Annotated in this window: 20 protein-coding genes and 2 pseudogenes; 8 read left to right on the top strand and 14 right to left on the bottom strand. The window is 58.1% G+C overall.

What is annotated here, in order from left to right:
- The first annotated feature begins 206 nt into the window (after positions 1 to 206).
- Positions 207 to 1181 carry a 2-hydroxyacid dehydrogenase gene (locus AC1DWM_RS10950; protein ID WP_477795188.1) on the top strand — a complete coding sequence of 325 codons (975 nt, stop codon included), beginning with the start codon at positions 207 to 209 and terminating at the stop codon, positions 1179 to 1181.
- 144 nt (positions 1182 to 1325) lie between these two features.
- Entirely contained in the window at positions 1326 to 1835 is a 510-nt protein-coding gene (locus tag AC1DWM_RS10955; protein WP_223516634.1) for a DUF2165 family protein, read from the top strand.
- Between the two features lie 27 nt (positions 1836 to 1862).
- On the opposite strand, the gene AC1DWM_RS10960 is transcribed toward AC1DWM_RS10955, so the two are convergent.
- Both AC1DWM_RS10960 and AC1DWM_RS10965 read right to left on the bottom strand, forming a co-directional pair.
- Positions 1863 to 2765: a DMT family transporter gene (locus AC1DWM_RS10960; RefSeq protein WP_223516632.1), complete on the bottom strand. Its 903-nt coding sequence runs from the start codon at positions 2763 to 2765 to the stop codon at positions 1863 to 1865.
- Positions 2766 to 2947: 182 nt separating this feature from the next.
- Entirely contained in the window at positions 2948 to 3460 is a 513-nt protein-coding gene (locus AC1DWM_RS10965) for a hypothetical protein (RefSeq protein ID WP_223516630.1), read from the bottom strand.
- A gap of 222 nt (positions 3461 to 3682) precedes the next feature.
- On the opposite strand from AC1DWM_RS10965, the gene AC1DWM_RS10970 reads away from it, so the two are divergent.
- Positions 3683 to 4558, top strand: coding sequence for a helix-turn-helix domain-containing protein (locus AC1DWM_RS10970; RefSeq protein ID WP_223516628.1), 876 nt, complete (start codon positions 3683 to 3685; stop codon positions 4556 to 4558).
- 161 nt (positions 4559 to 4719) lie between these two features.
- Here AC1DWM_RS10970 and AC1DWM_RS10975 read toward each other — a convergent pair whose 3' ends face one another.
- Together AC1DWM_RS10975 and AC1DWM_RS10980 are read right to left on the bottom strand one after the other, a co-directional pair.
- On the bottom strand, positions 4720 to 5127 hold the full coding sequence (locus tag AC1DWM_RS10975) for an HPF/RaiA family ribosome-associated protein (RefSeq protein WP_223516626.1): 408 nt from the start codon (positions 5125 to 5127) through the stop codon (positions 4720 to 4722).
- Positions 5128 to 5341: 214 nt separating this feature from the next.
- On the bottom strand, positions 5342 to 6289 hold the full coding sequence (locus AC1DWM_RS10980; protein ID WP_223516624.1) for a LysR substrate-binding domain-containing protein: 948 nt from the start codon (positions 6287 to 6289) through the stop codon (positions 5342 to 5344).
- Between the two features lie 135 nt (positions 6290 to 6424).
- On the opposite strand from AC1DWM_RS10980, the gene AC1DWM_RS10985 reads away from it, so the two are divergent.
- Positions 6425 to 7801 (top strand): L-serine ammonia-lyase, encoded by a 1377-nt coding sequence (locus tag AC1DWM_RS10985; protein WP_477795189.1) that lies wholly within the window; start codon positions 6425 to 6427, stop codon positions 7799 to 7801.
- A gap of 42 nt (positions 7802 to 7843) precedes the next feature.
- Here AC1DWM_RS10985 and AC1DWM_RS10990 read toward each other — a convergent pair whose 3' ends face one another.
- A complete protein-coding gene (locus tag AC1DWM_RS10990; RefSeq protein ID WP_477795190.1) occupies positions 7844 to 8035 on the bottom strand; it encodes a hypothetical protein in 192 nt (63 codons plus the stop codon).
- Between the two features lie 42 nt (positions 8036 to 8077).
- Between AC1DWM_RS10990 and AC1DWM_RS10995 the strand changes: the two genes are divergently transcribed.
- Entirely contained in the window at positions 8078 to 8395 is a 318-nt protein-coding gene (locus AC1DWM_RS10995; RefSeq protein ID WP_477795191.1) for a DUF3509 domain-containing protein, read from the top strand.
- Here the strand turns inward: AC1DWM_RS10995 and AC1DWM_RS11000 are convergent.
- Positions 8392 to 8892, bottom strand: coding sequence for a phosphate-starvation-inducible protein PsiE (locus AC1DWM_RS11000; RefSeq protein ID WP_223516618.1), 501 nt, complete (start codon positions 8890 to 8892; stop codon positions 8392 to 8394). The two genes, AC1DWM_RS10995 and AC1DWM_RS11000, sit on opposite strands and share 4 nt — an antisense overlap.
- Before the next feature lie 372 nt (positions 8893 to 9264).
- Between AC1DWM_RS11000 and AC1DWM_RS11005 the strand changes: the two are divergent.
- Positions 9265 to 9504, top strand: a pseudogene (locus AC1DWM_RS11005) (YebG family protein); the annotation flags it as partial.
- A 175-nt stretch (positions 9505 to 9679) separates the two neighbouring features.
- Here the strand turns inward: AC1DWM_RS11005 and AC1DWM_RS11010 are convergent.
- Positions 9680 to 10699 carry a Glu/Leu/Phe/Val dehydrogenase family protein gene (locus tag AC1DWM_RS11010; RefSeq protein ID WP_223516616.1) on the bottom strand — a complete coding sequence of 340 codons (1020 nt, stop codon included), beginning with the start codon at positions 10697 to 10699 and terminating at the stop codon, positions 9680 to 9682.
- Between the two features lie 183 nt (positions 10700 to 10882).
- On the opposite strand from AC1DWM_RS11010, the gene AC1DWM_RS11015 reads away from it, so the two are divergent.
- A complete protein-coding gene (locus AC1DWM_RS11015; RefSeq protein WP_223516614.1) occupies positions 10883 to 11686 on the top strand; it encodes a SirB1 family protein in 804 nt (267 codons plus the stop codon).
- 181 nt (positions 11687 to 11867) lie between these two features.
- Here the strand turns inward: AC1DWM_RS11015 and maiA are convergent.
- The 3 genes and pseudogenes from maiA to hmgA form a co-directional block, all read right to left on the bottom strand.
- Positions 11868 to 12455, bottom strand: a pseudogene (gene maiA, locus AC1DWM_RS11020) (maleylacetoacetate isomerase); the annotation flags it as partial.
- Between the two features lie 12 nt (positions 12456 to 12467).
- Complete coding sequence (fahA, locus tag AC1DWM_RS11025; RefSeq protein WP_223516610.1) at positions 12468 to 13772, bottom strand: fumarylacetoacetase; 1305 nt, start codon at positions 13770 to 13772, stop codon at positions 12468 to 12470.
- A gap of 3 nt (positions 13773 to 13775) precedes the next feature.
- Positions 13776 to 15080, bottom strand: coding sequence for a homogentisate 1,2-dioxygenase (hmgA, locus tag AC1DWM_RS11030; RefSeq protein ID WP_477795192.1), 1305 nt, complete (start codon positions 15078 to 15080; stop codon positions 13776 to 13778).
- 164 nt (positions 15081 to 15244) lie between these two features.
- Between hmgA and AC1DWM_RS11035 the strand changes: the two genes are divergently transcribed.
- A complete protein-coding gene (locus tag AC1DWM_RS11035) occupies positions 15245 to 16039 on the top strand; it encodes an IclR family transcriptional regulator (protein WP_477795193.1) in 795 nt (264 codons plus the stop codon).
- A 33-nt stretch (positions 16040 to 16072) separates the two neighbouring features.
- On the opposite strand, the gene AC1DWM_RS11040 is transcribed toward AC1DWM_RS11035, so the two are convergent.
- The 4 genes from AC1DWM_RS11040 to AC1DWM_RS11055 form a co-directional block, all read right to left on the bottom strand.
- Positions 16073 to 18466, bottom strand: a complete 2394-nt coding sequence (locus tag AC1DWM_RS11040) for a dermonecrotic toxin domain-containing protein (protein WP_477795194.1) — start codon at positions 18464 to 18466, stop codon at positions 16073 to 16075.
- 172 nt (positions 18467 to 18638) lie between these two features.
- The gene (locus AC1DWM_RS11045; protein ID WP_223516602.1) at positions 18639 to 21200 is read right to left on the bottom strand and encodes a LuxR C-terminal-related transcriptional regulator; all 2562 of its coding nucleotides are present in this window, start codon (positions 21198 to 21200) and stop codon (positions 18639 to 18641) included.
- A 307-nt stretch (positions 21201 to 21507) separates the two neighbouring features.
- On the bottom strand, positions 21508 to 22875 hold the full coding sequence (locus AC1DWM_RS11050; protein WP_477795195.1) for a DUF1329 domain-containing protein: 1368 nt from the start codon (positions 22873 to 22875) through the stop codon (positions 21508 to 21510).
- A gap of 23 nt (positions 22876 to 22898) precedes the next feature.
- Entirely contained in the window at positions 22899 to 24692 is a 1794-nt protein-coding gene (locus tag AC1DWM_RS11055; protein WP_477795196.1) for a DUF1302 domain-containing protein, read from the bottom strand.
- Positions 24693 to 25282: the final 590 nt, after the last annotated feature.

The following is a 25282-nucleotide window of genomic DNA, read 5'->3' on the forward strand; positions in this document are numbered from 1 at the left end:
GGCGGAGTGTCAGTCGACATCAATATGAATGTCAGACCGCTATCGCGAGCAGGCTCACTCCTACAGTTTTGGACGGCGTACACCCCGGCAGAAGCTCACTCCCAAAGTTTTGAATGGGGTATGCCCGGTAATCCGGGGACTCGCACAATGTCGGGGAAGAATGTTAGCGTGCTTGGCATTCTCCACGCCCGACGAGCCCTCCTCCCATGAAAAAGACCGTCCTCGCCTTCAGCCGCGTCACCCCTGAAATGGTTGAGCGCCTGCAACAAGACTTCGACGTCATCGTGCCGAACCCGAAAAACGGCGACATCAATGCCCAATTCAACGAAGCCCTGCCCCACGCCCACGGCTTGATCGGTGTCGGTCGCAAACTCGGTCGCGCGCAACTGGAAAACGCCGCCAAACTGGAAGTGGTCTCCAGCGTCTCGGTCGGCTACGACAACTACGATGTTGCCTACTTCAACGAACGCGGGATCATGCTCACCAACACTCCCGACGTACTCACCGAAAGCACCGCCGACCTGGCTTTCTCCCTGCTGATGAGCAGCGCCCGACGCGTTGCCGAACTGGACGCCTGGACCAAGGCCGGCCAATGGCAAGCCACCGTCGGCGCACCGCTGTTCGGCACCGATGTGCATGGCAAAACCCTGGGCATTGTCGGCATGGGCAACATCGGCGCGGCCATTGCCCGTCGCGGTCGTTTGGGCTTCAACATGCCGATCATTTACAGCGGTAACAGCCACAAGACCGAGCTGGAACAAGAACTCGGCGCCCAGTTCCGCACGCTGGATCAACTGCTGGCCGAAGCCGACTTCGTCTGTCTGGTCGTGCCGCTCAGTGAAAAAACCAAACACCTGATCAGCCACCGCGAACTGGCGCTGATGAAGCCGAGCGCAATCCTGATCAACATTGCCCGCGGCCCGGTCGTCGACGAACCGGCCCTGATTGAAGCGCTGCAAAACAACCGCATTCGCGGCGCCGGCCTGGACGTCTACGAAAAAGAACCGCTGGCCGAGTCGCCGCTGTTCCAACTGAAAAACGCGGTGACATTGCCGCATATCGGTTCTGCCACTCACGAAACCCGTGAAGCCATGGCCAATCGCGCGTTGGCCAACCTGCGCAGCGCCTTGCTGGGCGAGCGACCGCAAGATCTGGTCAACCCGCAAGTCTGGAAAGGCTAACTAAAACGGGCAGATACTTTTAACGTATCTGCCCGTTTGTTACACAACTTGCAATTCAGTCCAGCGACGAAAAAAAGTTAAGCGCTATACACTCCAGACTTCTTATCCGACCCTACGGAAAAACAGCAATGGAGTACATAGATCTTGAACAACCTCACCACCGACAAAACCATCAGATACTGCAAGTTTTCACTAATGGCTTATATAAGCTTTTTTGGTCTTTTGGTTATGTACAGCAACTTCACCGACTACTCATCCAACTATGAATATGTCGGTCATATCCTGAGCATGGACACCACTCGGGAAAACCTGAACCTGAGCTACAGGGCTATCACCTCGCCCATGCTCCACCACCGGATCTACTGGTTCATTATTACCCTGGAAGTTATCTACACGGCTTTTTGTCTGGTAGGTGCCTATCACCTTTACCGAAACATAAGCGCCCCTGCCGAGGTTTTCCATGAGGCCAAAAAGTTTTCAATCATCGGATTACTGATCGCCATATTTGTCTATTACGTCTGTTTGCAAGTGATCGGTGTCGAATGGTTCAACATGGACGAATCACAAGTCTGGAACGCCAAGGACTGGGCTCGGCATATTGTCGATTTCATACTTCCGCTGATGATATTCGTAGCCCTCAGGACCGAGCGCTGAGTGGCCTCAACGCTCGTCCCAAGCCTTTCAAGCGAGCTTGCCAGTGCCTTGCGCCATCGGCGCCTTGGGCTTACGAAACACCAGCACGTTGCCCAACATCACCAACACCAAACCGACCAGTGCCGGTGCGGTCCATTGATAGCCTTCGACAAACGCCGAGACGTTCAGCGCCACCACCGGGAACAACACGGTGCAATACGCCGCGCGCTCTGGCCCCATGCGACCGACCAGTGTCAGGTAAGCGGTGAAACCAATCACTGAGCCCGGAATGACCAGGTACAGCAGTGAGCCGATGTAACGCGAACTCCATTCGATGTCGAACGGAATGCCTTTGACCAGGCACCACACCGACAACATTGCCGCACCATAGGCCATGCCCCAGGCGTTGGTGGTCAGCGGCTTCAGCCCGGCTTTCTGTTGCAGGCTCGACAACATGTTGCCCGCCGAGAAGCACAGGGTTCCGAGCAGCGCCAGGCCCAGGCCGAGCAAGGTTTGCGGGCTGGCGGTGTGTCCGGCCAGTTCAGGCCAGAACAACAAGCCAAGCCCGAACAAGCCCAGAGCGCCACCCATCAGCACGTTGCGGGCGATTTTCTGGCCGAAGAACACCCGCGCATTCAGTGCGTTCCACAGGGTGGCGGTAGAAAACACCACGGCGACCAAACCGCTGGGAATCCACTGGCTGGCGGTCAGGAAGCACATGAAGTTGACGCAGAACAGGCACAACCCTTGCGCCAGGCAGATCAAATGCCCGCGACGGTTCATCACTTGCAGGCGCCGACTCAACAGCAGCAGGGCAAACAGCACCAACGCCGCGAGACCGAAGCGATAGACAATCGATACCGGAATCGCCACTACGCCCAGCTGCCATTTCAAGGCAATCCAAGTGGTGCCCCAGATCAGCACAGTCAGCAAGTACAACGACAGGTTCATGGCAAACACTCCTCAATAGAGGTTCAGTGTCCTGCGCTGGCTTGTATCGCACTTGCATAAACTTGCGCTTTTTAGATTGGGGGGGGGCAGCGACATCGGAACGTCGTGTGGCGGTCAATGCCACAAATGAATGCCGTCAACAGTGAGCATCAAACGGCATCCATAGATTCCAGTGCCCAGACTCAATCCGTTGGGTCCCAGCCAAATCCTTCAACAGTATCCAAAAGCGGCCCTCCAAAGCTGGCTGTGTAATATATCGACACTCGCCCGATTTCATGTCTGGTAATATCAGGCACTGTAAAATCAACTATACCCGGCGTCGCATTGACCTCCCCCAGAAAACGATCATCTGTTTGAGAGAAAAACTGAACCACGGCCGTGTCCTTCAAGTAAAACCTAACTCGCAAGATACGCGACTTTAATTCTTTACGCTTTAGAGTAATCCGGAGCTCCAAATCCAGCCCTTCAGTAACAGGATCACCGGAAAAATCAATAACATTTCCCTTTACCCAGCCAGCGACAACTTCCTCCGACCTGGCTTCTCTGCATAAAAACGTACTTGTAATATTTTCCAATGTGGGACTTGCTTCGATCTTAAAATACTCCAACTCTTGTGAGTGATGAGATCCGGGTTCAATCCGATCAAAGCGCTCTGTCCAGAAACTAACAATTTCATTCACTGAGTCAGTCGACATTGTGCACACCCGATAAGTTATTAATAGAGCAGGCAAAATAAGTATTTCAGCCTCTTGAAACAACTGACACTTCTGACAGTTTTTAGATTAAAAAAAACAAATTACTCGAGGTACTGAAGAATCTGACATATCTGCGCACTTGCATAATCTTGCGCTTTTGTCAGCGCAGAGGCTGGCAGGCCAACGTCTACAGAGTAGGATGCAAGGCGTTGGAGAGCGATCATGCCCGCACTGGAAACCCTGCAAGTCTTTCAAGCCCTTAACCGTTCGCCCAATGCTCGCCTGGAGCACAGCGCCGAACTCGGTGACGGCATGGCTGCAGCCTTGTGGAGCAACCACCACGACGCCCAGGACTACGAAGCGCCGAGCCACCACACGCTGTCGTGTTACATCGCTGGCGGCACCGGCACCTTTCGCCGCGATCAGCCCGGCACCAAGGGCGGCCCGGACAAGCTGTGCATCCTGCCCGCCGAGCATCAATCGGGCTGGGTGATCAACGGCGACATTCGCCTGGCCCACCTGTATTTCAGCCCCGAACAATTCGCCCTCGGCTGCGTCACGCTGCTGGACCGCGAACCCCGCGAACTGCAATTGCGCGAAGGGACCTTTCTCGACGATCCGGCGCAGGCGCGACGCTTTCGGCACATGCTCACCCTCAACTGGGACGAACCCGGCGAACGCCTGCTCACGAGCAGCCTGGCCCACGAAATGCTCAGCCACGTTTTACTTGGCCAAGTGGGCATGCGCGAGGGATTGCGGCTCAAGGGTGGATTGGCGGCGCATCAACGGCGGCAGTTGGTGGACTTCATCGATAACCAGTTGGCCGAGGCCATCAGCCTTGGGCAACTAGCCGCGCTGTGCGCGTTGTCGGAATACCACTTTGCGCGGATGTTCAGGGAGAGTTTTGGCTTGCCGCCGCATCAATATGTACTGGCACGCAGACTGAGCCGGGCGCAGGAGTTATTGCGTTTGACGTCGCAGCCGTTGGGGGAGATTGCATTGGCGTGCGGGTTTGCCAGTGCCAGCCATTTCACCAATCGGTTTCGGCAGGCGTTGGGTGGGACGCCAGGGGAGTATCGGCAGGCGTTTTTGCGGTAATCCTGAAGATAGTCGGTGCCTGTCATGCCGCCATCGCGAGCAGGCTCGCTCCCACATTGAAATTCCTGCTCGCGATGAACGATGACGCTCCTCCTGAAACAAGAACGGGCCTGCATCAGCAGGCCCGTTGTCAGTGGTGGAAAGATAAAAGTGAATCGGCGTCAGCCGTTCTGTGCAGCCTGTTCGTTTTCGAGAAACTCGTCTTCCAGCAGCGCATCGGCTGCGGCTCGCTCGAACGGCACCACCGCGGCACGTGGTTTGCCCCGCAGTTTGCCGAACAGGTGTTCCAGTGCATGTTCGAGTTTTTCGGCCGCACCGTCGATCGCCAGTTCCAGATTGGCGGCTTTATGGGTGACAGAAATCGGTTGGTGGCCTTTTGGCCTCGCTTCCAATTGGCAGCGGATGTCATGCGGTCCGGGCTTGTCGCCGTTTTCGTCCCGCAGGTGAACCTCGACGCGGGTCAGGTCCTCTTCATAACGTTCGAGCGTGCTCTCAATGGTAGTACGTACCCACTCCTCCAGTCGGATGCTGCTTTGAATATGGTTATCGCTGTTGACTTGGATTTGCATAGTTCATCCCTTATTTCAGCTAGCTCGCGAGAGGCCGGTCAGCTAAGCCCTTGGGCGTCATCACCGTGACCTCTTAACTACACAATCGGTCTGTACGCTGAACAATTCAACCCCTTAAAAAAGATAAATATCTAATCGCAAAAAAAGCCGGACAACGGCTAAAAGCGCTGCTAAGGTCGGGAGTTGGGTCGCTTCACTTCTTTGTCACAATTACTCACATCTGCTGCTCTGCCAGCGGATGCAAACTTCGAAAGATCACCGCTTCCTCCACCAGCCAGTCATGCACCGCGCGCACGCCCGGATGGCTCAAAGCCCCCGGCGCATACAGCAACATGTAGCGCTTGTGATTGGGCACCGCCAACCCGAACGGCACGATCAATGCCCCCCGTTCCAGCTCATCGTTGAGCAACGTGCGGCGTGCAATCGCCACGCCCATCCCGGCAATGGCCGCTTCGATGGTCAGGTGATTGCGATTGAAGGTATGCCCGCGTCGCACGTCAGCACCCTCGAAGCCAATGGCATCGAGATAGAACTCCCATTCCGCGTATTCATAGCTGCCGCGCCAGGCGGTGATGTCGTGCAACAACGGGAAATGCATCAGGTCCGCCGGGCCATGTAGCGGCGGTCGGCCTCGTAGCAGGCTTGGGGCACAGACCGGGAAGATCTGCTCGTCGAGCAAGGCTGTGGATAACAGGCCGGGGTAACTGCCATCGTTCAGGTCAATGGCCAAATCGAAGTCGCCCTCGTGCAGCGGCACGCTGCTGTCCTCGGCCACCAGGCGCAACTGAATGTCCGGAAAGCGCTGCTGCAAGCGTGGCAGGCGCGGGGTCAGCCATTTGCTCAGGAATGACGGAATCGAGCGTACTCGCAAAATTCCGCTGATCATTCCGGCGTCCAGACGGCGCAACTCTGCATCGATACTGCCGTAAGCCTCGTTGACCGTAATGGCCAGGCGCTGGCCTTCAGCGCTCAGTTCCACACCCCGGGCACGACGGTGAAACAAGCGAAAGCCCAAACGCTCTTCCAGCTGCCGAATTTGCTGACTGACCGCCCCCGGCGTGATGTGCAGTTCTTCGGCGCAACGGGTGAACGACAAGTGCCGCGCGGCACAGGAAAACACGTGCAGCCAGACATAGGTCTGGGCATGCAATTGACGGCTCATCGTTTAGTCCTGCTAAAGGCTGTCTTAGGAAGTTTCGTTGGTCACGTAGGACCGAGGTTGTCAGTATCGCCGACATTGCGCTTGTCCTACAAAAATGGCAGCGATTTCTCTCCCATTGCGTGTATAGGCTTTAGCATGGCTATCAGTGTTTTCGATCTCTTCAAAGTTGGCATCGGTCCGTCTAGTTCCCACACCGTCGGCCCGATGCGCGCGGCTGCGACCTTCGCCCAGGCATTGATGGACCAAGGTTTGCTGGACGCCGTACGCCGGGTGGAAATCCGCTTGTATGGCTCGCTTTCCGCCACCGGCGTCGGCCACGCGACCGACCGTGCCTGTGTCATGGGCCTGATGGGCGAATGGCCGGACAGCATCGACCCCACGTCTATCGACAGCCGCATCCAGACCCTGCGTGAAACCGGCGAATTGTCCCTGGCCGGCAAAACGACCATCGCCTTCAACTGGCAGCGCGATCTCCTGCTGCTGGACGAGAGCCTGCCCTACCACCCCAACGCGATGTCTCTGACCGCCTTTGGCGAAACCGGCGAACTCTACGAGCAAACGTACTACTCGATCGGCGGCGGTTTCATCGTCGAAGCGGCGCAAGCCGAGTCCGGCATTGCGCCCAGCAGTGATGTGGTGCTGCCGTACGATTTCTCCAGCGCTGCCGAATTGCTGCGACTCTGCAATCAGCACGGCCTGCGGGTTTCTGAATTGATGATGGCCAACGAATTGGCCTGGCGCAGCGAAGCCGAGATCCGCCAGGGCTTGCTGCACATCTGGTCGGTGATGCGCGAGTGTGTCGAACAAGGTCTGCGCCACGAAGGCATCCTGCCGGGCGGCCTGAACGTTCCGCGTCGCGCCGCAAAACTGCACCGCAGCCTGTTGGAAATCGGCAAGCCGAATGTCATCACATCCACCCTGTCGGCCATGGAGTGGGTCAACCTGTTCGCCCTCGCGGTGAACGAGGAAAACGCGGCGGGCGGGCGTATGGTCACGGCACCGACCAACGGTGCGGCGGGGATCATTCCGGCGGTGCTGCATTACTACATGAAATTCAATCCGGACGCGTCGGACGATGACGTGGTTGCGTTCTTTCTGGGTGCGGCGGCGGTCGGCATTCTGTGCAAGAAAAACGCCTCGATCTCTGGCGCTGAAGTCGGTTGCCAGGGCGAAGTCGGTTCGGCCTGCGCGATGGCCGCCGCCGGTCTGGCCGACGTGCTCGGCGCTACCCCAGAGCAATTGGAAAACGCTGCCGAAATCGGCCTGGAGCACAACCTCGGCCTGACCTGCGACCCGGTCGGCGGCCTGGTGCAAGTGCCTTGCATCGAGCGTAATGCGATTGCCGCTGTGAAGGCGATCAACGCCACGCAAATGGCCCTGCGCGGCGACGGTAAACACTTCATTTCCCTGGACCGGGTGATCCGCACCATGCGCGATACCGGCGCCGACATGCATGACAAATACAAAGAGACTTCACGGGGCGGCCTGGCGGTGAGCTGGGTGGAGTGCTGATGTTTCGACGTTGATCGGTCTGATTGCACTGTCTGCGATCATCTATTCATTCATGCCCTGAAACGGGCCGGCAAAAAGAAGGCGGACCATCGTGCCCGCCGCTTTTTTGCCGTGATTATTGTTCGACAATTTTTCCGGCATGCCCCTTGCTACGTCACCGGTGAGGCAAAAGGACCGTTGAAACCTCAGCGAGCGATCTGCCGATGGTCTGGAGTTGCGAACCAACTCGATCATGGCCGGTCAATAACTGCACGTTCAATCAGGCGGTGACGCATCATGGACAACCCCTTCCAGGTTATTACCGATGCCTTTGCACCGGAATACCAGATCAACCTGAGCATTCAAGGTCTGGATGGCAGCATCATGCTGACCCTCTCCAACGGCGGCCGCGTGGTCGCCAAACGCATGATCAGCGCCGAGCAGCGCAATGACCCCAAACGCCTCAATCGGCTGGTGCAAAGCATTCAATTCGGCATCGCTATCGAGCAAGGCCGCTGCGCCATGGCCATCCTCGAAACCATGACCGACGGCGACAATCGCTCCCTGCCGCCGCCCCCGCTCAAAGGCCAGCACCGACCTGCCATCAGGCTTTAAAGCTCGCCTTTCTCCACTTCGGGATGTTCACTGGAACCCGCACCAACCTTGCGTTGCGGGTGTTCGATCTTCACCGAAGGAAATTGCGACGAGGCGTAACGCACCACCAGAATCGAAAACGCCAGCAGCAAAATCCCGCCGCACAGGTAGATGATCCCGACATCCGGCGGGTTGTGGTGCGAGACATTCGAGATCAGCAGCCGCGTCAATGCGGTGATCGCCACGTAAATCAGGAATCGCACCGGCATGTGATTGGTCTTGAAATAAATTCCGACCATCGCCCCCAATTCCAGGTAGATGAACAGCAGCAAGATGTCGTCGATCTTGATGTGTCCTGCCTCGATCATCCCCAGAAACTCCATCACCGCAGCCCACGCGGTCACTGCACCAATGGCGAACAGCGCCAGGTAGTGGAAAGTCTCGACGAACAGGTTGCCCAGGGACTCGGCCAGTTGATGCACGTTCTGCCGCAGGTTCTCGGCCCAGTTGATTTTCACGATGATGCTTCCTTAGCTCGGTTTGAGCGGATGATGCGGGATGGACGTGACGGTTGTTCTGCATGCAGAAAAAAGGCCAGAGGCTTTGGGTGAGATGGTGATGAGTTGTTGCTGGACACTTTTGTAGTGCTTTCACTGACGCCATCACGGGCAAGTCGAATCGTCGCACCGCCGGCTCCTACAGGTTATCGGTGATCCTTGTGGGAGCGAACCTGCTCGCGAAGGGAGCGCCGCGGTTTAGCTGACAAACGCCAATTTCGGTCTACATTAAAAAGCCACTACCCAAAACGCAGGGATTCGCTTATCCTTTTCGCTGTATATAAATACAGTAGTCGAAACAGACAACCAATGTGAAGGCATGTGAGGTGGTGAATGGCCGTCGAAGTGGTATACCGCAGCAGCCGAGATCTGGAGCGCTTGTTCATGGATAAAGCCGAAGCTGACCGTCATGACAAAATGCTCGAACTGGCCGAGTTGCTGGCTGAAGTGTTACAAAAAGCCGTTCCGTCCCTGACCGAGCAGCAAGTGGAAGAAGCCGGGATCTATATGGCGAAAAATCGCGATGTGTTCGCCAAGGCATTCAAGAGCCAGCCGGATGCGTTGTCCGAACTGCTGAATGCGCCGGTTGAAGTGGTTGAGCAGGCTGAACCTGTCGAGGCCATTGAAGCCGCTGAGCCGACCAAGCCAGCCAAAGCGGCCAAGACGCCGAAGTAAGCAGCGCCCGAATTGAATAGGCCCTGAGTCGACTGACTCAGGGCCTTTTTCATGTCTGGGATAACAGAACGACTCAGCGGTACAAGACCTTCTCTGCCAATTCGTCCGCCACCCGCGCAGGCGAACGTTTTTCCGCTTGGGCATGGGCGAAGACTTCGGTCAGGCGTGAGGCGATTTTCGACAGGTGAGCAGTGATGGTCGTGAGCTCTTCGCCGCGGTGTTTAAGCGAAACGTAGATCAGCCCGCCCGAATTGATCACGTAATCCGGTGCATACAGAATGCCCCGCCGTTCCAGTTGATCGGCGACTTCAAGGTGTGTCAGTTGATTGTTCGCCGAGCCGGCCACCGCCGAGCAGCGCAGCTGCGTCACGCTGTGGCTGTTGAGCACGCCCCCCAGTCCGCACGGCGCGAGGATGTCGCATGGAGTGCTGAGCAGTGCCTCGTTGGCAATCGGGTGAGCGCCCAGCTGCTCCATCGCCAGTTGCACTTTGCCGTGGTCAATATCGCTGACCAGCAGTTCCGCGCCCGCCGCGTGCAGTTGTTCGGCGAGTGCATAACCGACATTGCCCAAACCTTGAATAGCCACACGCAGGCCTTCCAGATTATCGCTACCCAGACGGGCCATCGCGGTCGCTCGAATGCCGGTGAACACGCCCATGGCGGCATGCGGCGCAGGGTCGCCCGCCGATGTGGTGCTGGTGACGTGTTGGGTCTGTTGGGCGATGCAATCCATATCGGCCACAGAAGTGCCGCTGTCGATGGCGGTGATATAGCGACCGTCGAGCTGGTTAATACAGCGCCCGAAGGCTTCGAACAGCGCGGCACGATTTTCCACATGAACCGGGCGAACAATCACCGCCACACCGCCGCCCTGGGCCAGCCCGGCGAGAGCAGCCTTGTAACTCATGCCTTGCGCAAGGCGTATGGCATCCTCGACCGCCGATTCGTCGCTGGGGTAGGCAAGGTAACGACAACCGCCCAGGGCAGGCCCAAGCCGGCTGTTATGAATGGCAATGACCGCCTTCAACCCGGTGACCGAGTCGACGCTTAGATGTAGCGATTCAAGGCGAGTGCTTTGCATGAGAGCGAACATCGTGGGGCTCCCGAATCACTTCTTGTAGTCGCCAGTATAGGCTTGCGCCTAAAAATTGCAGAAGCGCACCGGAATAAGCGACGTTAATTTGCAGCCTTTCGGACATAACCTGAAACCGCATGTGTGCAGCACTGGACGAATGCCGGAGACGGGGCTAAAACGAGGCATTCGCCGGAGATTTTGATGACGCCCCGCCAATGCTTCTTCGATTGCCTGCAACGTTCACCGCCCGCGCTGTTCGAAGCGGCGCTGTGGATGGCGGCCGAGCACGATACCAAGCTGAATCCCGAGGTGGTGCTGGCCGACTTCAACGACCTGACACAGAAGGTCAGCTTTGGCTTGCCGATGTTACCGGTCAGCGAACTGGCTCAGCCATTGTTGCGACGGATGAATGATCTGGGGTTCGCCCAGGACGACTTCACACCGCTACGCCCACAAGTGGCCTTGCTCAATAAAGTGCTGGAACTGCGACGCGGCCAGCCGCTGTCTCTTGGGCTGATTGCGCTGGAGTTGGCCAAGCGCCTGGAAATCCCGATGGTCGGGGTCAATTTCCCCGGGCATTTCCTGCTGCGGGTTCCGGGCGCCGACCACTTGCTCGACCCCTGTGGCGGGCGTCGGTTGTACCCCAACGACTGCCGGGAACTGCTGCAACGCCAGTACGGCCCGAACATGAAACTCAGCGCAGACCATTTACTGACGGCTGATCCGGTGCAGATGCTGCAACGCCTGTCGCGAAACTTGCGTCAACTGCACCTCTCCCACGATGACTACATTGGCGCCCTGATCGACGCCGAACGTGTGCTGGAACTGGGCAACGCCAACGCCGCCGATTACCTGGCCCGGGCCAGCCTTTATCAACGACTGGACTGCCCGAATGCCGAACGCTTCGACCTGGAGCATGCGCTGTTACTCAGCGACGACCCGATCCAGCGGATTCGCCTGACTGAGCGCCTGGGACACCTGCCACCCAACGCCATCGTTCACTGAAACCTGTGGGAGCGAGCCTGCTCGCGATGACGGCAGGACAGACATCTTTAAAGTGACAGTCAGACCGCTATCGCGAGCAGGCTCGCTCCCACATTTTGATTTCGGCATGCCCCGTATTTATGTCTGCCATCGCACCTTGTGGGAGCCGGGCTTGCCCGCGATTCAGGCGACGCGGTTTATCATGTGTGGCCGCCAGCGCCGCCACCCGGCGAATCCGTGGATACGCCTCAAGGGAGATGTTGAATCGCTCGGCCGCGTACAGCTGCGGGATCAGGTAGACATCCGCCAATCCCGGTTCGTCGCCAAAGCAATAACCGCACTCCCCGATCAACTGTTCCACCGTCGCCAGCCCCTGGCTGATCCAGTGCCCGATCCACTCGACCACTTGCGCTTCGTCATGACCCAGTTGGCGCAGCTTGTTGAGCACGCTGACGTTGTGCAGCGGATGCACGTCGCAACCAATCACCGCCGCCGCGCCGCGCTCGTGAGCGCGGGCGACAAGGTCTTTGGAGAGCAGCGGCACCTGTGGATAACGTTCTTCCAGGTACTCGATGATCGCCGGCGACTGAATCAACAGATCGCCTTCATCCGTGCGCAAGGCCGGCACTCGGCCTTGCGGGTTGATGCCCAGGTACGCCGGCTGGCGGTGTTCGCCACCTGGCGGCGCAATCAAGTTGACCGGCAGGGCCTGGTAATCCAGGCCTTTGAGCGCCAACGCGATACGCACCCGATAAGACGAGGTCGAACGGTAGTAGGTATAGAGTTCCATCACCCAATCCTCTTAACGCGCCGGCAGTACTTTGCCGCGGCATTCACCAAAGCCGATGGAGGCAAAACCCTCGCGGCTGCAACGGGCACGCAGGATGATTTCATCGCCGTCTTCCAGGAATTTACGCACCTCGCCCGACGCCAGCTCAATCGGCTTTTTACCGCCCTCGGTGATTTCCAGCAGGCTGCCGAACTGACCGTTTTCCGGCCCCGACAAGGTGCCCGAACCGAACAGGTCGCCGGCCTGCAACTGGCAGCCGTTGACGCTGTGGTGCGCAACCATTTGCGCCACGGTCCAGTACATGTGCTGGGTGTTGCTGAGCGTCAGGCGATGGGCCGGCAGGTTTTGCTCGCGCAGGCCTTCGGTAAGCAGCAGCACTTCCAGTTCGATGTCGAAACCGCCAGCGGCTTGATCGCGCTTGTCGAACAGGTACGGCAGCGGCTGCGGATCGCCTTCAGGACGTGCCGGTTGCGCACGACGGAACGGTTCCAGCGCTTCGGCGGTGACGACCCATGGCGAGATGCTGGTGATGAAACTTTTCGACAGGAACGGGCCAAGCGGCTGGTACTCCCAAGCCTGGATATCCCGCGCCGACCAGTCATTGAGCAGGCAGAAACCGGCGATGTGATCGGCGGCGTCACCGATGGCGATCGAGTCGCCCATCTCGTTGCCCTGACCTATCCAGATGCCCAGTTCCAGTTCGTAATCCAGACGTGCGCACGGACCAAATGTCGGCTCGGTCTGACCGGCCGGCAAGGTCTGCCCTTTAGGACGGCGAACGTCGGTGCCGGACGGACGGATGGTCGAGGCGCGACCGTGGTAACCGATGGGCACGTACTTGTAGTTCGGCAGCAGCGGGTTGTCGGGGCGGAACAGTTTGCCGACGTTTTGCGCGTGTTCGATGCCCACATAGAAGTCGGTGTAATCGTTGATTTTCGCTGGCAGATGCATCGCGCAATGGGCCGCCAACGGCAGCAGTTTTGCGCCCTGGGCTTCAATCTTGCCGTGCAGGGTGCTGCCTTCTTTGAACAGTTCGATCAAGCGCTCACGCAGGGCAACACGAGCATCGCGGCCCAACTCGAAGAACGCATTCAACTGACCGCCACGGGTCGCTTCAACAGCGGTACGAGCGGCGCCATCGAACAGGCCCGCTTCCAGCGCCGCTTCCAGATCAAAAATATGCTCGCCAATCGCCACGCCGCTGCGCGGGGCAGAGCCGTTTACGCTGAATACACCCAATGGCAGGTTTTGCAGCGGGAAATCGGCATGGCCGTTGGCGGAGGCAACCCAGCTACGAGTGATGGTTGTCTGAGTCATGGGTTATCTCCGGGTCGGGTCGAAAGTGGCGGGCAACGTGGCCCAGCAGGCATCGTAATTAGTTTGCAGTTGCAGGCAATCCAGTGCGAAACGGCTCGGGCGCAATACCTGGCTGGTCTCGAACATGAAAGCCATGGTGTTGTCGATTTTCGCCGGTGCCAGTTCCGCGTTGATCGCCTTGGTGCAGGTTTCGCCATCAGGGCCATGAGCGCTCATGCAACTGTGCAAGGACGCACCGCCGGGCACGAAGCCTTCGGCCTTGGCGTCGTACTCGCCTTTGATCAGCCCCATGAATTCGTTCATCAGGTTGCGGTGGAACCAAGGTGGACGGAAGGTTTTCTCGGCGACCATCCAGCGTGGCGGGAAGATCACGAAATCCAGATTGGCCAGGCCATGCACACTGGTTGGCGACGTGAGGACGGTGAAAATCGACGGGTCCGGATGATCGAAACTGACCGTGCCGATGGTGTTGAAACGGCGCAGGTCATATTTGTACGGCACGTTATTGCCGTGCCAGGCGACCACGTTGAGCGGTGAATGATCCAGCTCGCAGCCCCACAACTGGCCAAGGAATTTCTGCACCAGCGTGGTCGGTTGTTTGAGGTTTTCGTAGCGCGCAACCGGCGTCAGGAAGTCTCGCGGGTTGGCCAGGCCATTGCTGCCGATCGGCCCCAGGTCTGGCAGACGCAGCGGTGCACCGTGGTTCTCGGCGATGTAACCGCGGGCTTGCGGGTCGAGCAGTTCGACGCGAAATTTCAGCCCGCGCGGCAGCACGGCGATTTCCAGCGGCGCAAGCTCCAGCACACCGAGTTCGGTGGCGATGCGCAAACGGCCGAGCTCCGGCACCAGCAGCAGTTCGCCGTCGGCATTGAAGAACACACGCTCCATGGAGCGGTTGGCGCGATAGCTATGGATGCTGATTCCCGCCGGTTTTTCCGCACCCGAGTTGGCGGCCATACTTACCAGACCATCGATGAAATCGGTGGGCTCGCTCGGGATCTCCAACGGATTCCAGCGCAGACGGTTGGGGGTCACTTCACCCAAGGGGCCGCCGGCCAGTTGCCGATCCAGTTTGACGAACGCCGGGTGATTGGCCGATGGCTGAATGCGGTACATCCAGGTACGCCGCGCTTCACTGCGGGCCATGGTGAACGCAGTGCCGGAGAACAATTCGGTGTAGAGGCCATACGGGGCTTTTTGCGGGGAGTTCTGGCCGACGGGCAATGCGCCAGGCAACGCTTCACTGCTGAACTCGTTGCCGAAGCCAGACTGATAAGCCAGCGCTGACGCGGTTGAATCAGGGTTCATGGAGCCTCCTGAACAGGGAGAAGGCGATGACCTGTCACTCTGTTGCAGAGGTTCGGCACGCCCGGGTTATTTTTATCGTAATCTGATTACGCATAACGTAATTTGATTGGTATTGACCGTCAAGCTATAAAGACGCCCATTCGTCCCGGGATCAGACCGCCTCCATGGAAACGCCGCGCAACAACGACAAACAAAAAGTCCGCTCGGCCGAGGTCGGCACCGATATTCTCAAGGCTTTGGCCGAGTTGTCGCCCTCGACCTCGCTTTCGCGCCTGGCCGAACACGTGCAGATGCCGGCGAGCAAGGTTCACCGCTATTTGCAGGCGCTGATCGCCAGCGGTTTTGCCGAACAAAACACCGCCACCAACCATTACGGCCTGGGCCGTGAAGCGTTGCGCGTGGGGCTGGCGGCACTCAACAGTATGGACGTGCTGAAAGTCGGCGCCCTGCCCTTGGCCGAGTTGCGCGATGAACTGAACGAAACCTGCTTTCTGGCGGTGTGGGGCAATCAGGGTGCGACCGTGGTGCACATCGAACCCGCCGTGCGCGCGGTGACGGTGGTGACGCAATTGGGGTCGGTGTTGCCGTTGCTCAGTTCATCTACCGGTCTGGTGTTTGGTGCTTTTCTGCCGAAACGGGAAACCGTGGACTTGCGCGATCAGGAACTGCAAACCGCAACCGCCCATGCGCTGGCGGACGATCAAGCCTATTCGGCGTTATGCGAACAGATCCGCGAACGCGGTCTGCATCATGTGCATGGCTTGCTGATGCCGGGGGTCGACGCGTTGTCGGCACCGGTCTTCAATGCGGTCGGGAACGTGGCAGCGGTGATGACCATTGTCGGCCCGACCTCGTTGTTTCACGCCGACGAAAACGGCCCGGCGGCGCAACGACTGCTGGCGGCGACGCGGGCCGTGAGTTGGCGGATGGGGTATCAAGCCGACGATGTCAGTCGTTGAGTCAGACGCGACATCGGCGATCAGTCATTGCCACTAGCTGATGGTGGTTTTACTGGTGATGCTCTCAGGGTCGTCGAGAATTTCCTGAATGACCTCCAGCGCCCGCTCATGCAATCGCGGTTGCCCGGTTATATCAGAGAACAGTTTCTCGACGGTATACACATCACCCAGCAATCCGATCAGGTCTTTCTGCAATTTGGTAGCCTTCGACAGCCCATAACCTGCCTTGCCCAGGGTCGCCAACTCAATCACCGCCTTCGCGAAATGACTCAGGGCCTTGGACCGATTGCCCTCGGTATAGGCGTGAACACCTTGCACCAGATTCTGAGTCAGCAAGGCGACACTCAATGCGATACCGACGGGGGCGTAGACAATGGCGATGACGCTCACCGCCGATACCACGGCGTTGTACACCAGGCCGGTGATGATCTCTTCAAGGCTTTGCGTTTTCTCGTCGACATCAGAAATGACTTTGGTCAACACGTCGTAATAGCACCAGTACAAATCCGTGATCCGACTGTTACGCCCCAGTGTCGGCGCCTCGATAAAATTGGCAACCTGCTCGAGATCCGTCAGATAAGTACCAACCTGCGGCTGATATTTCCCAAACACCCGATCGTAGAAGTAGTCGCCGAGGCCGTGGGTTTTCACCGCTCCCACGAAGTCCTCGAACGGCCTCAGCTCGCGTCCATCCGGAGCATCCGGGGTATACAGATATTCCACAATCTTCCCGGCAACATGCAGCCTGAAGACGAATACCCCTACGACTAAACGTCCCCTCAGATGAAGTTTGTACAGCGCACTGTGGCGCACCTCGTCAGGCGCCTCGCCCTCCGGGCTGGTCGCTTGCGGATGATCGAACGCCGCAACAACCTTCATCAGTTCATCGACGTGTTCCTTCACCAACCGACCGGTGAACAGCGCCTGCGTGACTGCCACACGCATCTGGCGCTGCATGATCCCCATGTATAACTGCTGCTTGAAATAGCCATTGGAGCGGTCGATGTAGGTTGCACGCAACATGTCGATGTACTTCTCGCCCGGACGCAGCGTTCTCGACCATCCGGCAACTTGGTGAATAGAGAGTTGGTTAATGGGTGGATGGTCAGTCGCTACCGTGAAACGCGGGTAGCCGTCTCTATCGGCGTTATTAGAGTAAAAATGCACCTCGTCGGCAATCAGCCGGGTCAGTGTCATCTGTTGACCCCGTTCGATTTCCACAAAAATCCGGTGAGGGTCGACAGCGACTTGTTCACCTCTGGACAAGAGCACTTCTTCAATCTGTCGTTTGATCAACTGGTGGCAAAAACGCTCGTAGCTGACAAATCCGCCCTCACGCACTTCAATTGTTTTCAGTGCCCGAAGTTCGCAAGTCATCCGGGTAAAGTTCTGGCGCTGCTGGTCTGTAGCGGTCCGATAACCATAGGGCGTGTGGTGTTCTTCTTGAGCCACCAGCCAGGCCCGATGATTATAAACAAGGGTGTTCAGCACTTCGTCCCCCGTGTAAGGGGTAGGCGCGAGTGCCACGCCACGCCATAGATTGGGCAGTTTCAAGACTTGTTTCAGATAACCGCCGATTGCCTCGCGATCCAGTGAGTGGGAGCGCCACAACAAGTAGTCTCGCCCCTCGGATGTTTGCGTCCAACCGCCAATATCAACACTCACTTGTCTTAGCGTCGATAGCTTGTACCAGTCCTGCCCGCCAGGCGAATCCGGAGCATACAGAAGCCAGTCGTCCTGGCTGGGGCTGCGGCTGCCGACGGCAACCAGCCCCAGGAGTGGCCGGCTATCGTCACGCAACTGCAATGGCGCGATGATCAAGTTCGCATCCCCGTCCACAGCACGTTGAACCCGTTGGAGACTGTTGTCGTCGAGATGACCCTGGAGCTTCGCGGCAAATGCACTCAGCAGCAATTGATCCCGGGTGACACTGTTCATGGCGGTGAGCACCCCATTGCGCTGGAACAGATCCCGGAATGCGGCACCGTAGGCGGCGCGCACATCCTCGGCCAACGTCTGCTCCAGCCATTGCTGGTTCAATCCCGGAGGAAGGCCTTCACCCTCAAATGTGATGCTTCCCCGCTCACCTTCCTCGTGCAGCCCGCACGGGAGCAAATCCGTCAGGGAGCGTTTGTCCTCCTGCATGACTCGACGCCCGGCCACATTGAAGCTGTAACGGCTGGAGGTCATCAGGTCGTCGGGATCCAGCGTGCTGCCAAACTCCAGTTGCAGTACCTGACTGGCAATACTTTTTGCGTAGGTCTGCAGACTGGCGTGTGTTCCCAGTTGTTTATCCAGTTCGGCCTGACTTGTAATCAGCTGTTGTTCCAGTTCGACATAATTAAGTTGCTCGCTAACATCGGCACGTTCAAGCCACTGCGGACGACTGCCATTAGTTACGGGTATGTATTTGTTCATGACGTTCATATTGCTGCCCTTGGTTAATAAAAATGACGGAACGAAAAAATCGCACCGCCCAAATTAACCCAAGACCAAAAAACACCAAAACCACTTAGCAATACCAACTATTTACAATTCAAACCACATGTAAAAATCCAGATCTTGAACATCAAGCCCGGGACTTGATTGATCACCTGAATCAATCCCACAACCCCAACAACTTTGCCTTCGCCACCGCTTGCGTCCTGCGTTCAACCCGTAACTTTCCATGTATGCGCCGGCTATGGGTTTTAACGGTATGCAACGATATAAACAGTGCATCGGCAATTTCTTGATTTGAATGACCAAGCGCAATCAGCTTTAGAACTTGCAGCTCACGCTGACTTAATGTTTCCGTTGCATCTGCACGACTGCAAAGTTCATTGCAAGACAACAGCGAAGTCTGCTCATCGTGCAACCACAAGGGCTGACGCAGGTTTAACTCATTTAACGCCTGGAATGTTTGATACCGGGCCACGTTACGTACGCCCTCCTGCAACACGTCACTGGCCTTCGTGGTTTGACCGCCAAGCCAAAACACTTCGGCCAAAGCCAGTTCTAATTCGGTAGCGAGCGCCCACATTCCACGCGTCTGCGCTTGTCTCATCAATGATTCAATCTGTGCTGCTGCATCGATTGCATCCAGCTCTGAGCGAGTTCGGGCGAGGATCAACAAATACTCGATGCGCGGGATCAGCTCAAGTGTGGCCGGTGGCGCCTGCCGCGCCTGCGGCCCGCGATAGTGCTTGAGTACCCGGCTCAAGGCTTCGCACGCCAGTTCGGCGCGCCCCTGTTGCAACCAGAAATGGCTACTGACTTGCAGCAGCACGCCTCGATAAACCGTGTCTGGAACATGCCGTTGCTGCATCAGTCTCTCTGCGTCGCGCAGCAGGACGAACGCCTGGGCATAATCGCGCTGATTTGCCGCCACTTGTGCCAGACCAAGAAAGCCGTACAGCACGCGCTTGTCGTGACTGCGTAAGCACTGCTGCAGACCGACCTGAAAAAATGCCTCGGCGCGCTCATCGTGCCCTTGGCACAATGCAAGCCGGCCCCGACGTAACGCGATTCGACCGAGCAATGGCACCGGTCGCTCGACTGGCTGACTCAGTAATTCATGGATGATGGCGAGCAGGCTTTCCGCGCGCTGGGGAGCGCCGCGCTGTTCAAGCAATTGCGCATGATCGAGCTCCAGGAGCCCTTCGAACACCAGCGAGTCCTGCGCACGCGCCAGGCACAACGCCTCACGATTCAACGCTTGCGCCACATCAAGCTCGCCCCGCAACAATGCCTGCTGAGTCAACCCCGACAAGCACATCACGCGCACCGTCCAGAGCTCGGGGCCGAGGTCGTTCAACGCATCGAGAAAATGTGCGCGCGAACCGTCCATCCGCCCCTGCAAATGCAGGAGCCACCCCTGTTGCGCCTGCCACCGTGCAACCAGTTGCCGCTGCAGAATCGCCGAAGGCTGCGGAGTGAATCGCGACAACTGTTCGATGCATTCGGCAGCTTGCTCGAATCGCCCGGCAAACAACGAGGCCGCCGTGATCAAGCCGACCAGTTGCGGTGAGCCGAACATAAGCTCTTCGCCTTGATGCTCATACAAACGCAATAACAGCACGACGGTCTGTTCCTCGAACAAGTGCTCGAAACTGAAGTGCTGCAACAAGCTCACGGCGACTTCGAATTCTTCAGCCAGCAATGCCTGTTCAAACGCTGCTTTCCAGTCAAGTTCAGTGGCGAACCACTGGCAGGCACGACGATGCCAGGAGCGCCCGGCAGGCCATTGTTCATCGCGCATCAATTGCGTAAGCGGCGGGAAAACCCGTAGCCAGTCGGTGGAATCTTGCCAGGGTTCGATAAAGCACCCCAGTTCCTGCAAGGTCTTGAGGCATTGCGCGCCCTCACCCGCGCCAAACAGGTGATCGCACAGCCGTGCATTAAATCGTGGCAAATGCGCGAGCACCCGCCAGACCTCGGTCAATTCCGGGGTCAGGGAGGTGAACAGTTCATGTTCAAGGTAATCGAGCAACGTGTCCGGTCGACCGTGCAGTGAGTCGTTGCGTGACCAGTCGCACTTTTGCAGCAGCGCCACGCGAACCCCGGCGCACCAGCCGCCGCTGCGCTGGATGATCTTGCTGGCGGCGGTATTGGCATCGGCTGGCGTCAGGTGGTGCAACAGCGAGGCGATTTCAGCCTGATTGAAGGCCAGCGCGGAGCACTCACATTCGAACAGTTCGTCATCGAGCAACAATCGTGGCCAATTGCATTGCGGGCGACGGCGGGTCCCCATCCACCAGCTCAACATCGGGTTGCTGACGGCCAGCATGCGATCGAGCAGTTGATCGAGTCCCGGGTTCGGCACGCGGCAATAATCGTCAAGAAACAGCCAGGTCGGCGATTGCAAACGAGCCAGCGCGCGGAGCATCGCGGCCTCTTCCGATGACGCCAGCCCCAGTGACTCCGCCAGACGCTGACGAAAGTCCTCCACGCTCATGGCGACACCCGACAGTGGCAACCAGCACACCCGGCACTGCGGAGGTGCCTGCAACAGGCAGTCGGCGAGCAGCGCCGACTTGCCACTGCCGGCGGGAGCGCAAATTAATTTCACCCGCGCGGACGACGCCAGCAACGGCTCGCTCAAGCGATCACGCGACAGGTGATGCGAAGACAGACGGGGCAAAAATCCAGATCGGTCCAGACACGGAGTCATGGCGGTCATTACGGCGTGCCTTTTTATAATTGTGGGGCAACCCTAGACCTGTCTAACCCGCTTGTTGAGAAGTATTCAGCACGCTGATTGGTGCCCATAAAAAAAGGCGACCGTGCGGTCACTGTCGATCAGTCAAGGCGTTGAACGCCGCAATCCTTGTGGGAGTGAGCCTGCTCGCGATGACGGCGGTACAGTCAACACTTACGTTGCCTGACAGTCCGCCATCGCGAGCAGGCTCGCTCCCACAGGTTTTGCTCCTTGACTGATCGACATCGCCGCAGCGGTCGCCTTTTGCCCTGCGTCTGTATCAACCGTTTTACCGGACACCCTCGGCACGCAACGCCGATGGCGTGTAGTCGGCAGCCTTGGCTACGAAGCCAAACTCGAAACTGTGTTTCTCTTCGTTCTTCATTCCCAGCGCGATGTATCGGCCGGCAATAATGTCGTAGAGCGCTTCCAGCGTATAAGCCTGGGCCTGGTGATCGTAATAGTACTGAGCATGCCCCTCAGCCACTCGCCACAGTTGACCGCGACCGTCGTAGTGATCCACCAGCGCTGCTTGCCAGCTGTCTTCGTCGATGTACATGTGGCGCTTGGCGTAGATGTGGCGCTCGCTCGGCTTGACCGTGCCGATCACTTCCCAGACGCGGTGCAGTTCATAACGGGTCAGGTCCTGGTTGATGTGGCCGGCCTTGACGATGTCGTCGTATTTGAGGCTCGGCGAGTCGAGTTTGTAGCTGTTGTAGGGGATGTACATTTCCTTCTTGCCAACCAGTTTCCAGTCGTAGCGATCCGGTGCACCGGAGAACAGGTCAAAGTTGTCAGACGTGCGCAGACCGTCAGCGGCGGTGCCCGGTCCGTCATAGGCCACTTGCGGGGCGCGACGCACACGACGCTGACCGGCATTGTAGATCCACGCCAGACGCGGTTCCGTCACCTGATCGAGGGTTTCGTGCACCAGCAGCACGTTACCCGCCAGGCGCGCTGGCGCGGTGACCGACTGTTTGAAAAAGGTCAACACGTTGCCGGCTTTGTCCCCGTCCAGATCCTTGATCAGTTGCGGGACGGCAATTTCTTCCTCGAAGCGGATCGGCGTGTAGCTGCCGTTCGTTTGCGGGGTCACCTGGGTGATGATGCGTTTGACGTTGCCACCGTGGTAACGGGTGATGTGGTTCCACAGCACTTCGACACCGTTCTTGGGAATCGGGAACGCGTAGTAACGATTACCGGTAAAGCCAGCCAGGCCGTTACCGTCGTTGATGGTGGTCACATTCAGCGCACTGCGCTTGGCCGACTCGAAAATTTCCGGCGGCACAGCCACGGTGCGATGGGTCGGGTAAACCGGAATCCTGTAGGTTTCCGGATAACGCTTGAACATCGCCACCTGGCCTTCTGACAACTTGTCCTTGTACTTGTCGACGGTCGCGGCGGTGATGACAAACAGCGGTTTTTCGCTGGCGAACGGGTCAGACAGGAAGCCTTTGCTGTCAACGGCGCCAGCGTTTTTCGGGATGCCGCCGGTCCAGGCAGGGATCGAGCCGTCGGCGTTGCCAGCCTTCTCGGCGCCCAGCGGCGTAAGGCTGGTACCCAGTTTGTTGGCTTCTTCCGGCGAGACTGCCGCCATCACGTTGGCAGCCAGCAAGCTCAGGGCCAGGGCGCCGCATTGCAGAATCATCTTGTGCATTGAAATCATCCTTCTCAGCCAGATCAGAAGTTCACGCCGAAGCTCAGCGCCACGAAGTCGCGGTCTTCGAGGACGTTGAAGTCACCGCCAAAGAAGTCGGTGTAACTCAGGCTCGCGGTATAGGTGTTGCGGTAGTCGGCATCGACACCGACGCTGACCGCCTTGACGCCTTTGTTGAACAGCCCGTTGGGGCCATAGCCAGCGACGTCGTGCGCCCAAGACAAGTTGGGTTTGAGGTTGATCCCGCCGATCACGTTGGCGTAGTCAAGGATTGCCCGGGCGCGGTAGCCCCAAGAGGTCGAGGTCACGAAACCTTCGGTTTCACCGGCGAAGCCGTACTGGCCGTAGACCGAGTCGCGGCCATAACGCAGTTCGCTGCGCCGCTCCAGACCACCGACGAATACCGCTGCCGCTTCACCGACCACGGTCAGTCGTTGCGCACCCAGTACCTGGTCGAAGAACTGCGTCATGGTGCTCTGGATTTGCGTGACTTCCTTGCGGCGGTAGCCTTTGTTGTCGCCGCCAGGCGTCGTGGCGATGGGCGATGCAGCACCGCCGGCAATCGGGTTAAGCAAGGCCAGGGTCAGGTCGTTGGTGTTGACCTGTACCGGAGCGTTCGGGCGATAGCTGATCTCGCCGCTCCATGCGGTGCCGGTCGGTAATGTCGTAGCGAAGCTCGCGCCATAGAGACGAATGTCTTCCGGGTAATCGAGGTAATACTGACCGCGACCCAGCATCACACTTTGGGCCAGACCCGCGCCGCTCCCCGGTGCCAGACGGTTGGCGACGGCGACCATGCCCGGCAGGCTGGCCAGTGTCGATGCGCCGGCCGTGACGGTACCGACCGTTGGTGTGCGGCTGTGGTAGTTGATGAAATACAGGCCGTACTCGGTGTCATCGCCGAGCCAGCGCAAGGCCATGCCCCACTGCCCGGAATCCCTCGCATCGCGGTCGCCGCCACGGGGAACGACCACACCTTCGCGGGTCACTAGAATCGGCTGGCCAAACGCGGCTGCCACCGGCGCCAACGGCGCAATCGCGGGGCTGCCGACGGTGTAGTTGTTGTTGCAACCATCCGCCGCTACGTCGACAGCGAAGAACGTGCCGCAGTTGTCGAGAACGGTCTGGTCCCACTCCAGTTGGTAGAACCCGTCGACCGAGAGCTGATCCGTCAGGCCTTGGGAGACGTACAGCATGTTCACCGGAATCAGGCCTTCCTTGATCTCGGCACCCGGACGACGAAACGCAGAAACGTCAACCGGGTTGATGCTGTTGATCGAGTTGCCGATGAAGGTACTTTCACCCCAGCTCACCACTTGCTTACCGGCGCGCACGCTGCCCGGAAGTTCGGCGATGGAGTAGTTGTGATAAACGAAGGCGTCGAGGATTTGCGAGCCTGCGGACTTGGCGCCTTCCTTGCGGCCGTGGTCGCTGATTGGCTTGAACGGGCGAGTTTCGTCCTCCAACTCGAAGTCGTACCAGTACTTGCCACGGACGAATACACCGGTGTCGCCATACTTCAGTTCGAGGTCGTGAATGCCTTTGAAGATTTTGGAAAAGGTTTCGCCTTTCGAGAAGTTCTGCCGCCCGTCATCACCGGTCGATGACTGTCCGGTCCCGCCGTTGACAATGCCCACCAAAGAATCATCGGCATCGCGCATGCCCCAACTCGCGCCGACGGACAGTGAGGAGTCAAACGTCCCCTCGATCTCCCCGATATTGAATGAAACAGCCTGCGCCTGGGCACAGCAACCCAAGGCAACCGTAGCGGCCAGCGCTTGCGGTGTGAAGATGGCGCGCATTGTTGTTTTTGTCATGCGTCTTCCCCGGTGAGTGACAGAAGGCCCCACCCTACTGCCGCAACCCGGGAGCGATAAGCGCACCAAGGAGGTATTCGTGGTGTACCTCTAAAGGATGAATGGCCAGACGGGACGCGGGTTTGCGCGGGGCATGGATGGGCTGGATGGAGGGTTATCAGCCAGATGCATGGGTGAGGTGAATGCCGACTTGTAGCAGCTGCCGAGCAACGCGAGGCTGCGTCCGGCTGCGCAGCAGTCGTCAATTGACCCTTGCGAATCTCAGGTGATTTCATAGGGAATGTTTACGACTGCTACGCAGGCGGACGTCCGAACGCGGCCCGAACCTTCGGCAGCTGCTACAGGTCATGACAACACGGGACTGTTGCTCAGACTGCAACACTGCATGTCGCGAATCGCTATTTTTCCTTTGGGCTCAGCGACTTATTCTTGCCGGGCTTTCACGGTGAACAGCCGGATAGCACGAAGCGATGGTGTGAGATCAGTCCACTCCATTGGTGACAGATTTCAGATGAATCGACGCTCTATCGATTGATCGCCCTGTGTTCACTGACGTTGATTTGTAGCTCCTGATCCAACGTCTTACTTTG

The sequence above is a fragment of the Pseudomonas sp. P4_C8 genome, assembly GCF_056401975.1.

Coding starts and splice junctions, on each gene's coding strand:
- AC1DWM_RS10950 (WP_477795188.1), top strand. CDS start 207: ATGAAAAAGACCGTCCTCGCCTTCAGCCGCGTCACCCCTGAAATGGTT.
- AC1DWM_RS10960 (WP_223516632.1), bottom strand. CDS start 2,765: ATGAACCTGTCGTTGTACTTGCTGACTGTGCTGATCTGGGGCACCACT.
- AC1DWM_RS10965 (WP_223516630.1), bottom strand. CDS start 3,460: ATGTCGACTGACTCAGTGAATGAAATTGTTAGTTTCTGGACAGAGCGC.
- AC1DWM_RS10970 (WP_223516628.1), top strand. CDS start 3,683: ATGCCCGCACTGGAAACCCTGCAAGTCTTTCAAGCCCTTAACCGTTCG.
- AC1DWM_RS10975 (WP_223516626.1), bottom strand. CDS start 5,127: ATGCAAATCCAAGTCAACAGCGATAACCATATTCAAAGCAGCATCCGA.
- AC1DWM_RS10980 (WP_223516624.1), bottom strand. CDS start 6,289: ATGAGCCGTCAATTGCATGCCCAGACCTATGTCTGGCTGCACGTGTTT.
- AC1DWM_RS10985 (WP_477795189.1), top strand. CDS start 6,425: ATGGCTATCAGTGTTTTCGATCTCTTCAAAGTTGGCATCGGTCCGTCT.
- AC1DWM_RS10990 (WP_477795190.1), bottom strand. CDS start 8,035: ATGATCGAGTTGGTTCGCAACTCCAGACCATCGGCAGATCGCTCGCTG.
- AC1DWM_RS10995 (WP_477795191.1), top strand. CDS start 8,078: ATGGACAACCCCTTCCAGGTTATTACCGATGCCTTTGCACCGGAATAC.
- AC1DWM_RS11010 (WP_223516616.1), bottom strand. CDS start 10,699: ATGTTCGCTCTCATGCAAAGCACTCGCCTTGAATCGCTACATCTAAGC.
- AC1DWM_RS11015 (WP_223516614.1), top strand. CDS start 10,883: ATGACGCCCCGCCAATGCTTCTTCGATTGCCTGCAACGTTCACCGCCC.
- fahA (WP_223516610.1), bottom strand. CDS start 13,772: ATGACTCAGACAACCATCACTCGTAGCTGGGTTGCCTCCGCCAACGGC.
- hmgA (WP_477795192.1), bottom strand. CDS start 15,080: ATGAACCCTGATTCAACCGCGTCAGCGCTGGCTTATCAGTCTGGCTTC.
- AC1DWM_RS11035 (WP_477795193.1), top strand. CDS start 15,245: ATGGAAACGCCGCGCAACAACGACAAACAAAAAGTCCGCTCGGCCGAG.
- AC1DWM_RS11040 (WP_477795194.1), bottom strand. CDS start 18,466: ATGAACGTCATGAACAAATACATACCCGTAACTAATGGCAGTCGTCCG.
- AC1DWM_RS11045 (WP_223516602.1), bottom strand. CDS start 21,200: ATGACCGCCATGACTCCGTGTCTGGACCGATCTGGATTTTTGCCCCGT.
- AC1DWM_RS11050 (WP_477795195.1), bottom strand. CDS start 22,875: ATGCACAAGATGATTCTGCAATGCGGCGCCCTGGCCCTGAGCTTGCTG.
- AC1DWM_RS11055 (WP_477795196.1), bottom strand. CDS start 24,692: ATGACAAAAACAACAATGCGCGCCATCTTCACACCGCAAGCGCTGGCC.